Annotated in this window: 14 protein-coding genes; 7 read left to right on the forward strand and 7 right to left on the reverse strand. The window is 34.7% G+C overall.

Features of this window, described 5'->3' with window-relative positions:
• The first annotated feature begins 35 nt into the window (after window positions 1-35).
• The 3 genes from FJQ98_RS01630 to FJQ98_RS01640 all read left to right on the forward strand — a co-directional run bounded on the left by FJQ98_RS01630 (window position 36) and on the right by FJQ98_RS01640 (window position 2150).
• Entirely contained in the window at window positions 36-629 is a 594-nt protein-coding gene (locus tag FJQ98_RS01630; protein ID WP_053595878.1) for a GNAT family N-acetyltransferase, read from the forward strand.
• Between the two features lie 161 nt (window positions 630-790).
• Window positions 791-1174, forward strand: coding sequence for a hypothetical protein (locus FJQ98_RS01635; protein WP_053595877.1), 384 nt, complete (start codon window positions 791-793; stop codon window positions 1172-1174).
• Between the two features lie 262 nt (window positions 1175-1436).
• Complete coding sequence (locus tag FJQ98_RS01640; protein WP_053595876.1) at window positions 1437-2150, forward strand: MraY family glycosyltransferase; 714 nt, start codon at window positions 1437-1439, stop codon at window positions 2148-2150.
• 336 nt (window positions 2151-2486) lie between these two features.
• Here FJQ98_RS01640 and FJQ98_RS01645 read toward each other — a convergent pair whose 3' ends face one another.
• The 5 genes from FJQ98_RS01645 to FJQ98_RS01665 all read right to left on the reverse strand — a co-directional run bounded on the left by FJQ98_RS01645 (window position 2487) and on the right by FJQ98_RS01665 (window position 6809).
• Entirely contained in the window at window positions 2487-3194 is a 708-nt protein-coding gene (locus FJQ98_RS01645; RefSeq protein ID WP_053595875.1) for an ABC transporter permease, read from the reverse strand.
• Window positions 3191-4039: an ABC transporter ATP-binding protein gene (locus FJQ98_RS01650; protein ID WP_053595874.1), complete on the reverse strand. Its 849-nt coding sequence runs from the start codon at window positions 4037-4039 to the stop codon at window positions 3191-3193. Before FJQ98_RS01650 ends, FJQ98_RS01645 begins: the two co-directional genes overlap by 4 nt.
• A 148-nt stretch (window positions 4040-4187) precedes the next feature.
• A complete protein-coding gene (locus FJQ98_RS01655; RefSeq protein WP_053595873.1) occupies window positions 4188-5144 on the reverse strand; it encodes a LytTR family transcriptional regulator DNA-binding domain-containing protein in 957 nt (318 codons plus the stop codon).
• Entirely contained in the window at window positions 5131-5736 is a 606-nt protein-coding gene (locus tag FJQ98_RS01660; RefSeq protein WP_053595872.1) for a dienelactone hydrolase family protein, read from the reverse strand. The genes FJQ98_RS01655 and FJQ98_RS01660 overlap by 14 nt, the downstream gene beginning before the upstream one ends.
• A 248-nt stretch (window positions 5737-5984) precedes the next feature.
• Window positions 5985-6809: a methyl-accepting chemotaxis protein gene (locus tag FJQ98_RS01665; protein WP_053595871.1), complete on the reverse strand. Its 825-nt coding sequence runs from the start codon at window positions 6807-6809 to the stop codon at window positions 5985-5987.
• 421 nt (window positions 6810-7230) lie between these two features.
• On the opposite strand from FJQ98_RS01665, the gene FJQ98_RS01670 reads away from it, so the two are divergent.
• The 4 genes from FJQ98_RS01670 (at window position 7231) to FJQ98_RS01685 (ending at window position 11775) form a co-directional block, all read left to right on the forward strand.
• Window positions 7231-8280: an NAD(P)/FAD-dependent oxidoreductase gene (locus tag FJQ98_RS01670; RefSeq protein WP_053595869.1), complete on the forward strand. Its 1050-nt coding sequence runs from the start codon at window positions 7231-7233 to the stop codon at window positions 8278-8280.
• A 44-nt stretch (window positions 8281-8324) separates the two neighbouring features.
• On the forward strand, window positions 8325-9137 hold the full coding sequence (locus tag FJQ98_RS01675; protein WP_201406604.1) for a helix-turn-helix domain-containing protein: 813 nt from the start codon (window positions 8325-8327) through the stop codon (window positions 9135-9137).
• 326 nt (window positions 9138-9463) lie between these two features.
• Complete coding sequence (locus tag FJQ98_RS01680) at window positions 9464-10978, forward strand: DEAD/DEAH box helicase (RefSeq protein WP_053595867.1); 1515 nt, start codon at window positions 9464-9466, stop codon at window positions 10976-10978.
• Window positions 10979-10995: 17 nt separating this feature from the next.
• A complete protein-coding gene (locus FJQ98_RS01685) occupies window positions 10996-11775 on the forward strand; it encodes a YqhG family protein (protein WP_053595866.1) in 780 nt (259 codons plus the stop codon).
• A gap of 238 nt (window positions 11776-12013) precedes the next feature.
• Here the strand turns inward: FJQ98_RS01685 and FJQ98_RS01690 are convergent, their stop codons facing one another.
• On the reverse strand, window positions 12014-12331 hold the full coding sequence (locus FJQ98_RS01690; RefSeq protein WP_053595865.1) for an ArsR/SmtB family transcription factor: 318 nt from the start codon (window positions 12329-12331) through the stop codon (window positions 12014-12016).
• Entirely contained in the window at window positions 12328-12753 is a 426-nt protein-coding gene (locus FJQ98_RS01695; protein ID WP_053595864.1) for an SRPBCC family protein, read from the reverse strand. The genes FJQ98_RS01690 and FJQ98_RS01695 overlap by 4 nt, the downstream gene beginning before the upstream one ends.
• Between the last annotated feature and the right edge of the window lie 9 nt (window positions 12754-12762).

Here is a 12762-nt window from a genome sequence, read left to right on the forward strand (position 1 = left end):
ATTGCCGTTAAATATTAAAAAAGGAGTGAAGCGAAATGAATTTTATAGCGTTGGAAAATGAAGTAATATTACTTAAGCCATTAGAACTACAGGATGTGCAAGGAATATTCGAAGCTGGTAGTTATCCAGAAATTTGGTCACACATGTCCACAGCAATAGAGAAAATGGGCGATGTGAATAACTTTGTGGACAAGGCATTAGAAGCAAAACGTGAAAAAACTGAATTTCCATTTGTGATTGTGGATAAAAAATCTGGACAAATCATCGGTTCGACTCGGTTTATGGATATTGATGAAACGCATAAACGGCTTGAAATAGGTACTACATGGATTACACCTGCTTTTTGGCGTACTACCATTAATACGAATTGCAAATATTTATTATTACAATACTGCTTTGAGGTACTCAATCTACAGCGTGTACAACTTAAGACAGACCATGAAAATTTACGTTCCCAAAAGGCGATAGAACGTTTAGGAGCAACAAAGGAGGGGATCTTACGTAATCATATGGTGCGTAAGGATGGCACAACTCGCCATACAGTGATGTACAGCATTACGCTACAAGAATGGCCACAAGTGAAAAAACATTTGCAGCAGCTGCTAGTTGATTCCACTAAAAAAGGATAATGGAGAAAGTATTATAGCTCATCACCGAAAGTTGTGGATGACATTTTGTTAAAACGTATGTCATGTGGATTTTGTTATAGTTTGAAACATTTGCCAATAGATATCGTCAAACTTACGTATGAATAATAGTGCGAATATTAAAAACTTCAGGAGGGATTGTGTTGAAACAGATTTTACTCTTGGTTACTTTAGTGCTATTAATGAGTGGCTGTGTGGATGGGGACAAATATAGTTTTTCAGAAAGTGGAGATAACTGGGAGATTCTTTATGAAGTAGTAGTTACAAACGATGTTGAGCAACAAACTGCTGGGAGTATTAAGTATATAGGAGATAACAAAGCTCCAGAAACGATAGACTATAAAATCCAATATAACAGTTTGGGGCAAGGAAGTAGCGATGAGGAAAGCCCATTGAAATTTGGAGCCGTTAAATTTAAAAATATAACTTGTGGAAACTGCGAAATTATCCAAAAGGATGATGAAATTGAAGTGGAAATAATGTGGGAGGGACAAACAGAAAAATTAATATTAACAACTGACAAATGACACCTCTTAAAGCGTTGTCATTTTTTTGCATAAAAAATCATTCCTTAGCGTTCCTAATGGATACGTATTTTCACTAACGGAGGCTTTACTTCAAAAGATGGGATTCCACAAAATCCTATCTTTTTCTTCTTCAACTAACGTAAGCACTTTAGTTCAATAAGCATCACTATTTTATTTGGTTATTTTTAAATCTTCTGTATAATTTTAGATAGCGATATTTAACTTTGAGTATTTCTAATGAATTATTTTGGGAGGGGAAAATTTGTTATATTTAGCTTTATTAATTGGCATCGTTTCAATTGTAATTACGGATAAGCTTACTCAAGCTTTTAAATTATCAAGCATTTGGGGGCTGATTGGTCAAATTTGTGCATCACTTGTAATAATAATGGTCGGCAAACTTGAGGTTAGTCATATTAATCTAGGTAATCACTTCGAATTAGGATATTTGACGATTCCATTTACTTTATTATTTCTTGTAGGTTTTACAAATGTAATGAATATAGAAAAAACGCAAAATCTTTCAATATTGTTGTTGCCATTCGTTTCTTTAGTGTGTTTATCAATAGCAGCTTTCTTCATAGGCTATTCATTTGTTTTAGTAATGGGAATTTGTTCGAGTTTAACGATTATGTTTATTCTGCTATACGGCTATTTTACTGGTAAAGTATTTGTAGGAAGAACGCTTACTACGTCAATAGGTTTCATAATAGCCGTGCTTTCAATAGCCCTCATTAAGACATCTATTGTAACAATTTATATTCCGTTATTTACTTTAGCACTACCGTTCACTTTATATTATTTTGTTAAAGATAAATTTACGAGTATACAATCAATTACAGTTAGCACTTTAACAGCTATATTATTTGGTGTATTAATGTTCATAGTTCCTTTTCATATAATGTGGTATCTCGTTGTTGGGTTAACGATTATTTTGGTTATTACGCAATTTTCACGTAAATATCGCTTTATTTAGAAATTAAAGTTCTTCGGGGGCTTTAGTCCAATAAGAATTAAACAACTTTAAAGAGCCTTACTGCACACTAAATTGTAGCAAGGCTCTTATATTTTTATAACAAAATTAAACAACTTTATTATCGTTTTACATCACTTTGTTTGTTATAAAAATTTCATAATCATTTTATCTTTCGGAAAGTATTTTTTTTAATATGCAAAAACATCATTTTTCAGCAGAGTAAGATGTTTTTACTTTAGCCGCAGCTTCTTTTAAAACTTTATTATAATGTTAAACATCTTATAAAGTAGTTATTATAATTGGGTAAATTATTTAAAACTTGACTTTTAATAAAAATTAGTCGACCATTCTTTTTTTATAAATAAATCCTGCTACAATCCAAGTAACTACTGACCATACGATGATAGTAGCGATTGGAATAATGACATCCATTGTTGTGTATGTGCCTTCTAGAGCATCTGCTAATAGCGTCAACTGAGAACTTGGTAACCACTTTGCAATTTTTAAAATAGGAAAGGCAGACGATAATGCTAGGGCAGAAGAGCCAAACCCGAAAATAAGGATAACAGGTAGAATGATAAGAGAGCCTTCCATAACTGTTTTGGCGAATAATCCACATATTGTTCCTATTGCAATATAGAACACAGCCGAAAGTATTAAAGCAATAGCTAAGATGAAAAGATTAGCTGGGCTATAGCCAACAATGTAAATAGAAAATGCTACAACTGCCATTGTAAGGATAAAGACAAACAAGCTTTTACCAATTAGTATATCGCCAAGTGAAGCAGGGGAAAGCATGAGACTTCGAAGTGTGTTTTTCTCTTTCTCCTCTGCAATTAGACAGCATTGTACATAGGCAGTCACAACAGTAAACGCCATATTTATTGTAAGGAGACAGGTTGCGATAGTAGCATTGCCCGATTTATTAAGAAAAAATGCCATAACAAGTGGCATAAGTATCATAACGGATACCGCATAGTTACGTGAAAATTCCTTGAAATCCTTCATTAAAATGGCCTGAATACGTGTCATTGACATGTTCATACTAAATCACTCCCTGTTATTTGCATAAAAATATTACCTAGTGTTGGTTCGTTCGTATAAATGCGAGAAACTTCGTTCGATTGCATCCAATGAAACAGTTTTTCAGCATCTTGTTGTCCAGTTTGGATGACTTCACAAGCACCATTTTTTAATTCTACTGTAATAGATTCATCGCCAAACTCTTTTTTCAAATCCTTTGGCGCACCAATTGCTCGAATTTTACCTTTATGTAAGAAGGCGACACGATCACAAAGTATTTCGGCTTCACTCATATCATGTGTTGTTAAAAATATTGTCGTACCCATCTCATTTAATTTACGCAAGCCATTATAAATATGTTGTGTATTAACAGGATCGAGTGCAGAAGTTGGTTCATCTAAAAATAATAGTTCCGGTTTATGCATGATGGCACGTGCTAGCGTAACACGTTGCATCATTCCTTTAGAAAGCTGACTAATTTTCTTTTTACGATCAGCGTATAAGTTAACAAAATCCAACGCCTCTTTTACTGCTGATTTAGGTAATTGATATAAGTTACTAAAGAGTAATAAATTCTCCTCAATTGAAAGTCGTGTATATAGTCCGCTATTATCTGTTAAAATACCGAAGCGTTTACGATTGTTGCTTTGTTTCATCTCATTTGCTGGGCGGCCAAACAATAAAACATCGCCAGCAGTTTCTTCAGTTTGTGCCGTTAATATTTTAATAGTAGTAGTTTTTCCTGAGCCGCTAGGTCCAAGAAAGCCGAATATTTCTCCTTTTTGAATGGTAAAGGAAACATCCTGTAATGCTGCTTCCTTATTAAATGTTTTTTTCAAATGCTGAACATTGATTACTGCGTTCATTTGAAAAACCTCCTGTGTTGTTGTTGATGTCTCAACTATAAGGGACAATAGAGAGTTCAACATTAAATTACAGGTGAAAGGCAGTAAAATGACCATTAGTGGAGAAATATTTCAGCTGACAGGAGTCGTTTATTTCCTGGGAAATCTACTAAATTCCGAGTATTTCTTTTAAATCTGCGAGCTTGTTTTTCGACAAAGGTACTATTGCTTTTTCATTGCTATTTAAGGCTAGGCTGTAGCTATTGCGAGTCCACGTAATGATTTCCCGTACCTTTTGTAAGTTAACGATATAAGAGCGATGACTTCTAAAGAAGCCGAACGGTGTCAATTTTTGTTCCAGCTCATTTAATGATAATGTACATGGGTAGGCTTCACCCGCAACATACAGTGAAACAACACCCTCAACACTTTCGATATAATCGATTTCAGGGGGATTAAATAAAATGATCTTATCATTTTTCTTTGTAGGGATTTTATCAAGTCGAATCGGTGCATTTTCAAGAGGGGGAGAAACTGGTTCGGTTTCATCCTCTTTCATATCTAATGCGTGTAAGCCCATTGTATCTAGTCTATGTATTTCTGTACTCGAAATAATTAAATCCTCAAGATTATTAGACAGTAAAATGACTGTTTTATTCTGTTTTTGTAAGGCATCCAATAACTGAATGACTTTTTGCTTGGAAAACTCATCTAGATTTTGGAATGGTTCTTCTAAAACTTGTATCTGTGCTTGATGGAGATATGTATGAATTAATTTTAATCGTTGCTTTTCCCCATTGGAAAGCTTGCTGATTTTAATACTCTTTTGTTCCGTTAAAGCGAATAATTTCAATAATTCCTCCATCTTTTCAGAAGAAGTATGGAAAAGCTTTAAGCAAAATTGGATATATTCTCGAACCGTCAATCGCTCATACAAGGCACTTTCACGAAGGTGTGTATATGTATTGCTTTGCTTTGTAAACCATTGTATTAATGTATGGATTTTAGACACATCTGTGTAGATGCCGATAATACTGCCTGGCTGCAACGATAGGTGAAAGTTTGGATAAATGACATTTCCTCCTTCTATGTAAGGATCAATAATCATGTTTTCATTTTGGTTCATTACTTTGTCCTCCTTGACTGCGTTCAGTTTGCAAAAAGTGTAAAATTTCAGCGTGTGCGTGTACATAACTTTCACGACTATAGTGCAAATTATGGTAGTCCATAAAACCATGCTGACCTGTATATTGTCTCGTATGAACAGTCGGTAATATATCGAGTTTTTTCTTTAATTCATGGACATTAAAGCTTTTCTCATGACTTGGTAAAATAACAAGCGTCGGACAAGAGGGGATTACATCCAGATATTGGCGAATACGTGAACCATAAACGCAAACGATTCCCTGTAATGGGAGTGTTGATAGTCTCCAAGCTAATGTTGCCCCTACACTAAAGCCAATTAATAGCACTTCATCATAATGTGTCCTAGCTTCTAATAGTTTTTTGGTTAGTTTTTCGAGTGGAGCATCAAAGCCAACTTCGTTTATGAAATACTCATAGGCTTCTCGTTCTTGTTCATATGGAAACATTTTATTCTCTAAATATAAAGAAATGCACTCAACTGTAGTGCTGGCGTTACTGTATGCTTCAGCTTGCTTTTTTATAAAATCGTTCACTCCATAAATTTCATGTAAAATAAATATTTTTCTTTTCATGTCGACCTCATCTTTGCTTTTTCAATAGTGTACCAAAAAGTAATCATATCGTATATTTAGGGGATTTTTAGGTTCTTTTTTTATTATTTTTAAAAATAATACTTTTGGAATTATTGTTTTTTTGTCACAAATTTTGAAAAAGAAACAGATGCACTGATTAAAAAGAGGGTTGTACTAAAAAAAAAAAATCTGCTCAAAATTATGTGGCTAGGACCACAAAAAAGAGAACAGATTTTTTAAAGAATAGTTTATTTAATTACGTTGGACATAAAATCCTTCATTTCCACACTAAGCGTACTAAGTTCATCGATAATTTCACTAAAGTCATGAACAAGTTGTGCCTGTTCATTTGTGGCACTATTTACTTGAGTCATGTTTTGTTTTAAATTTTCGAGATTATGATTGATGCTTCGAAGCGAAGATTCAATATTATCAGTAGCAGTAGTTGTTTCAGTAGAAAGCTTGCGAACTTCTTGTGCTACTATATTAAACCCAGCACCGTGCTGACCTGCTCGTGCTGCCTCAATCGATGCATTTAATCCAAGTAAATTTGTTTGACGAGAAATACTTTTAATTAAATCGGTAACACCATTTGTTTTTTCAGCATCCTCTAAAGCGAATTGTGCCTGTTTGTTTATTTCCTCACTAGTTGCAGCTAATTCTTCCGAATGGGAGGCGATTGTATGTACTTTATCCTGTAAGTTTTGAATAATGTCATTCATAGTAATGATATATTTCTCCATTTGGAGAGAATGATCAATAGGTAGTCCAAAAGCTAGTGCACCAACGACAATTCCTTTTTCACGAATAGGAAAAGAATAGGCATTAAAATCCACTCCATATACTTCCTTCGGTACAGATAAATCATTACTTTGTCCCTTAAGCGGGAGATGTAAATTTGCATCGTCAGGGTGAATTTTTTGTCCAGTTTTATAACCAGCATCTAACCGTTTCCCAGGTAAATAAACAACGATGCTCTCACTTTCTTTATCCACTAATGCCATCATGGCCTCGCCTTTCATAGCTAAATGAATATAAGGCATGGCCATTGATAATGCTTCAATAATATTCATAGTACCCCCTTAATAGTAAGGCTCTGTTAGATTAACATTAACCTTCTGATAAAATCGTAATTTTTCGAAAGAAACACTTCTTTAATTGTATGAAAAAAGGAGGGAAATAAAAAGACTTACTTAAGACTATTTTCCTTTCAAAATTTACGAAAGAAGTTTCTATACTGCTTAGTTATAGAAGAAAATTAGGATTCTGAATGAATGGATTTAGATTTTTTACTATACATGGACAAAATAACACAAAAAAATAAACGGATAATTACATGTACTCAAAAAAAATGTTTTGCTATCATTTTATTTGATAATGATTATCATTATCGTATAATGGGGTTAAAGAAGATAATAGTGATGCTTGATGATTTTAGTTCAGCGCAATTCTATTGTGGAAGTGGTTAGTAACAAAATGAAAGGTGTGTAAGCATTGGTAGAAAAAGAACTATTTGATGTAACAATAATCGGTGGGGGACCAGCAGGTTTATATTCCAGTTTTTATAGTGGCTTACGTGAGATGAAAACAAAACTTATTGAATCACAGCCACAGCTTGGCGGAAAAATCCATGTCTATCCAGAAAAAATGATTTGGGATATTGGTGGTTTAACACCAATTACAGGAGGACAGTTAATTGACCAGTTAATTGAACAAGCCTTGACCTTCAATCCTTCTATTTACACAGATGAAAAGGTTACTTCTATTGCCAAAAATGAGGAAGGACATTTCGTTATTACAGCTGAATCCGGAAATATTCATTATTCAAAAACTGTGATTGTTGCTATCGGTGGTGGCATCTTAAATCCGCAAAAAATTGAGATTGAGGGTGCAGAGCGCTTTGAAGTGTCCAATTTAAATTATACGATTAAATCATATGAGAAATTTAAGGATAAAGCGGTCATTATTTCTGGAGGCGGGAATACAGCAGTAGACTGGGCGTTAGAATTAACGGAAATTGCATCAAAAGTATATTTAACTTATCGAAAAGAAGCGTTATCTGCGCACGAGGCTCAAATAACAGAACTATTAAATAGCACGATTGAATGTCACTTTAATTCTGAAATTACTAAGCTTATTGCAGACGATCAAGAAGGAATGATTAAAGCTGTTGCTTTAATGAATCATGAAACAGGAAACACAATAGAAATTCCTGTAGATGAGGTTGTCATTAGTCATGGCTATTTACGAGATAAAGAACTGTTGGATAATAGCCCGCTAGCAATTGAACGGATAAGAGATTATTTTATTGCTGGAACAGTTCATAGTGCATCTTCAATACCTGGACTTTATGCAGCCGGAGATATTTTGCATCATGAAGGTAAAATTCATCTAATAGCAGCCACTTTCCACGATGCCCTTCATGCGGTTAATAGTGCGAAGAAGTATATTCAACCAGACGCATCAGACGGTGGTATTGTGTCTTCACATAATGATATTTTCAAACAGCGTAATCGTAAGCTTTTAAAGGGAATTTTACAGTGAAAGCGAATGGATAAAACTTAGCATTGAAAAAGGGTATAACAACAATGGATATGCAAGATGTAATTGATTTATATACAATGGCGCCATTAACATTTGTTGATGTGATTACAGAGAAAATTACTTCTGAAACTCTATTAACTAGCTATAACACGATGCGAGACGCAGGTGGTCTAATATTTCCGGTAACAGGTACAGCGAAAATCCTTATTGACGGAACATATTACGTATTAGATAAAGGAAAAATTATTCATGTTGGTCCTAATTTAAATATACAGCGTATTGTTGCGAATAACACAAAATTTAACTACGCAGTTATTCATTTTAAGTTGCCAGATGAATCAATAGCTGAATACCCTCTATACAATAGTCATTTTGCTATTGAAGTAGAGGATAATATGAAGTTGATGAATATGTTACAGCAGTTGATACAAAATTACCTTATCCGAAGTAACTTATCATTTCTTCAATCGAAAGCGTTATTTTTGAATATTTTAGAGGAAATTATTTTATTAGTTAAAATGATGGATTACCAATATAAAAAGAAAAATATATCGGTAATCATGGAGTATATGCAAGAGAACTTTGCAAAAAACATTACGGTATTAGATATTGCTAGTCAATTCAATATAGAGCGCAGAAAGTTAACCTATATATTTGAAAAAAGAATTGGAGTAAGTCCTACTGCATATTTAACCGATTTGCGTATTCAAAAATCCAAGCTTTTATTAAGAACCTCGGGTTTAAGCATTAAAGAAATCGCCGAAAGAGTAGGGTATATGGATTATTTTTACTTTAGCCGTGTTTTCAAAAAAGAGACAGGCTTATCACCTACTCATTTTCGCAAACATATGAATTAAGCAGCACCTGATGGAAAAAATTCATCAGGTGTTTTTAGTGTTGAAAAACAAAATGGCTTAGGAAATCTTTGTGAATGTTGAGGTGCTCTAAATGATCAATGATAGCGTGTTAAGGTGTCATTTTAAAATGTATGTCATGTGAAGTGGTTGATTGGAGCGAAGTGAAGCGGCTCATCGGACGCCCTCAGGAAAGCGCCCAGTCAGAACGGAAATCAACCACTCGCTTTGCCGGAGCAAACTTTAATTATTTAATTTTTCTTTCGCAAAACCTTAACATAGCTTTCTCTTTTTTGGACAACCTAAACTAGAAATAATAGCATGAGGTGATGATCATGAAAATAGAAAGGTCGTCCGAATGGGAAGAAGGCTTTATAAATAAACTTAATCATCTTGATAAGTGGGATAGTTGGACATTGTACAAGATGAATTATGACATTGTGAAAATGAAATTAATTACTGATTTCACAGGTTTACAGGCGACAAAGTATTTACCAAATTTAAAGCCACTTAGACACCAGTTGGATGCAGCAGAAACAGTGATTGAACGTATGAATGGAAAAGCGATTCTGGCTGATGAGGTGGGACTTGGTAAAACAATTGAAGCGGGTTTAATTTTAAAGGAGTATCTTATCCGAGGACTTGTCAAAAGAGCATTAATATTAGCTCCAGCATCTCTTATTAATCAGTGGATTGAGGAATTAAATTTAAAATTCCATATTCCAGCAATAGCTTATAAAAAAAACGTTCCGATAGAGCGCTACGATGTCCTTATTATGAGTATGGATACTGCCAAAAAGAGTCCGCACAAAGAGCGTATTTATGAGCAGGATTACGACATGATTATTATCGATGAGGCTCATAAACTAAAAAATCATAAGACTCAAATTTATGAATTCGTACAAGGTTTAAAGAAAAAGTTTTGCTTATTATTAACGGCAACACCGATTCAAAACGATGTCTTTGAATTATTTTATCTTATTTCTTTACTTAAGCCTGGTCATCTTGGCAATTATGATACATTTCAATCTGCATTTTCAGCAAGTAAGCATGATTTAGAGCATGATGATTATTTAAAGGAATTAGTTAATCAGGTGATGGTGAGGAATAGGAGAGAGGACACAGGCATTGAATGGACAAATCGCCGCGTTCAAATTGTTCCTATCCAATTCACGGAGGAAGAAGAAGAAGTTTATGCTTTGCTCGGATCGCTTCAAAATACAGGCTCTTTTGCATTAATTACATTGCAGAAGGAAATGTGTAGTAGCAAAGAGGCAACAGCTTTAACATTATCTAAAATGCTTGAAGACAATCCACAATCGCAAGAAATTGAAGAAATACTAGCAAAATTAATGTCTTTAGAAGTGAACTCAAAGGCAGAAAAGACACTTGAAATAATTGAACAGGCAAAGGATAAAGTAATTATTTTTACAGAGTATAGAGCTACTCAAATTTATTTGCAATGGTATTTACATTCTAATGGTATAACGAGCGTTCTTTTTAACGGTAAATTTAATAAAAATAAACGTGATTATATGAAGCATTTATTTAAGGAAAAGGCACAGGTTCTAATCGCAACAGAGGCAGGTGGTGAGGGAATTAACCTTCAATTCTGTCATCATGTCATTAACTACGATTTGCCTTGGAACCCTATGAAGCTGGAGCAACGAATTGGTCGTGTACACCGTTTAGGACAAGAGCATGATGTTCATATTTATAATCTGGCTATTGCAAATACTATTGAAGAAAACATATTGGCATTACTTCATACGAAAATTGATGTTTTCGAAAAGGTAGTAGGCGACTTAGATGCGATTCTAACTAACTTCAAAGAATCTGTATAGTGTAGGGGAGAAGAACCATGTATCCACAGCAAGTTCATAGTTATTTACGACAATTTTTCACAGAAAATGATTGCTGTATTTTAGGAGAAGACCATCATTATCTTACAGTGCAATTAACGGTCGATATCGATAAAAAAATAATGAACCGACCATTTTATTGGCAATACGTAGAAGCTACAAATGGTGAGCCAAATCCAGCTCAAGTAACTTTCATTACAAATCAAACAGTATCAGCTGGGAGCCTTTATGGCGAAGTTATTCATTTCGGTTCGCCGAGAATGAATCAGCTTTTTCAAGCAACAAGGGAGCTAGGAGCTTATGTTCAGCTTTTTGAAAAGGTGGATAACGAAATAGGGCAAGTTATCCTTACTCCTTGGCTTGGTGTTAATTTTAAAGTGTCGTATTGCTGCGACCGAACGAAAGAAATGCTTTATTCATTTGGCATAAACTTGCTAACTGGGATCATAAAAGAGGATTTTCACGAGACGATATGTACATCTGAATTTGACACTGTTCTAGCAGACAATGCTTTTCATGTACAATATATCATTAAGCCTCTTAGAGCACTTGAAAGATTAAATGCTACTGTTGAAAAGATTATTGAACGAGATGACCATTCATGGGCTACTGAAGCAAAAAAACGATGGCAACGTGATCAGCGAGTACTCGATTATTTTTATGAAGAGGAAGAAGACAAGCCAGAATGCTATGACATCGAAAAGAAGGCATTAGAGGAACAATACGATACGAAAATTAAAATAGAAATTATTAATGGTGGATTATTTTATCTTTATTAAACGAGGAGCTGTCCTAATAGTAGGGACAGCTCCTTGCCATTTAACTTCTTTCAGCGGGTGTCAAAACACCCGCTGAAAGAAGTTAAGCCTCCGGCGGATGTCACAGAATCGGAAAGGAGTTCACATAGGATGTTAGCCTAAAATCATCGCATCCATGCGAAAACGGCTAACTGACCTGCGTCATGCAGGCCTAAGCACAAAGCCGATTCGGAACGCAATAATGCCGAGGCATTATTGATTATTCTTCAAAAATACTTTGTAGTTGTGCCAATTTATTATCCCAAAATAAATCAAAGTACTGTAGCCAATCTTCAATTTCTTTTAGTTTTTCGGCATGTAATGTATATATTTTTTCTCGCCCCTTTTTCTGAGCGGAAACTAGTTCAGCCTGTTCAAGAATTTTTAAATGCTTCACGACAGCAGTTCGGCTTATAGAAAAATTCTCAGAAATAAGTGAGATGGGTTTATCACTTGCAGCAAGTAGCTGTAGGACATGACGTCTTGTCGGATCTGCGATTGCTTGAAAAACATCATACTTAACAGCAAGCTGTGTCATTGTGATTCCACAACCGCTTTTAATTTTTGACCGACAAGCATTGTCCAGCCGCCATCCATATTTTTTCGAACAGCCTCAGTAGGCATTTTAGCTTTAGGAATGATATGTGAAGCTTCTTTCCACCCACCATGTGTTAACGTGAATTCTGTTTGCTCACCAATTTCTTTCAGTTCAAAAGTGATAAACCATCCATCTGTATCCCATGCAAAACGAACAAAGTTTGGAGCATCTATTTGTTCAACTCGACATGGTGAAGGGCCAAATGGTGATTGTATTGTAAATTCATGACCTTCAATTGGCTGAAAATCATTTGGCATAAGCCAAGAAGCAATCTTTTCAGCGTCCGTTACTGTTTCCCATACTTTTCCGATTGGTGCATTGAGTGTCACTGTTTTAACAATATTCTCTAGTTTTTCAGTCATTTAAAATGA

Origin of the sequence: Lysinibacillus agricola, from assembly GCF_016638705.1 — a bacterium.
In the GTDB taxonomy this organism is placed as follows: domain Bacteria; phylum Bacillota; class Bacilli; order Bacillales_A; family Planococcaceae; genus Lysinibacillus; species Lysinibacillus agricola.

Coding starts and splice junctions, on each gene's coding strand:
- FJQ98_RS01680 (WP_053595867.1), top strand. CDS start 9,464: ATGATCATGAAAATAGAAAGGTCGTCCGAATGGGAAGAAGGCTTTATA.
- FJQ98_RS01650 (WP_053595874.1), bottom strand. CDS start 4,039: ATGAACGCAGTAATCAATGTTCAGCATTTGAAAAAAACATTTAATAAG.
- FJQ98_RS01655 (WP_053595873.1), bottom strand. CDS start 5,144: ATGAACCAAAATGAAAACATGATTATTGATCCTTACATAGAAGGAGGA.
- FJQ98_RS01685 (WP_053595866.1), top strand. CDS start 10,996: ATGTATCCACAGCAAGTTCATAGTTATTTACGACAATTTTTCACAGAA.
- FJQ98_RS01665 (WP_053595871.1), bottom strand. CDS start 6,809: ATGAATATTATTGAAGCATTATCAATGGCCATGCCTTATATTCATTTA.
- FJQ98_RS01695 (WP_053595864.1), bottom strand. CDS start 12,753: ATGACTGAAAAACTAGAGAATATTGTTAAAACAGTGACACTCAATGCA.
- FJQ98_RS01675 (WP_201406604.1), top strand. CDS start 8,325: ATGGATATGCAAGATGTAATTGATTTATATACAATGGCGCCATTAACA.
- FJQ98_RS01630 (WP_053595878.1), top strand. CDS start 36: ATGAATTTTATAGCGTTGGAAAATGAAGTAATATTACTTAAGCCATTA.
- FJQ98_RS01690 (WP_053595865.1), bottom strand. CDS start 12,331: ATGACACAGCTTGCTGTTAAGTATGATGTTTTTCAAGCAATCGCAGAT.
- FJQ98_RS01660 (WP_053595872.1), bottom strand. CDS start 5,736: ATGAAAAGAAAAATATTTATTTTACATGAAATTTATGGAGTGAACGAT.
- FJQ98_RS01645 (WP_053595875.1), bottom strand. CDS start 3,194: ATGAACATGTCAATGACACGTATTCAGGCCATTTTAATGAAGGATTTC.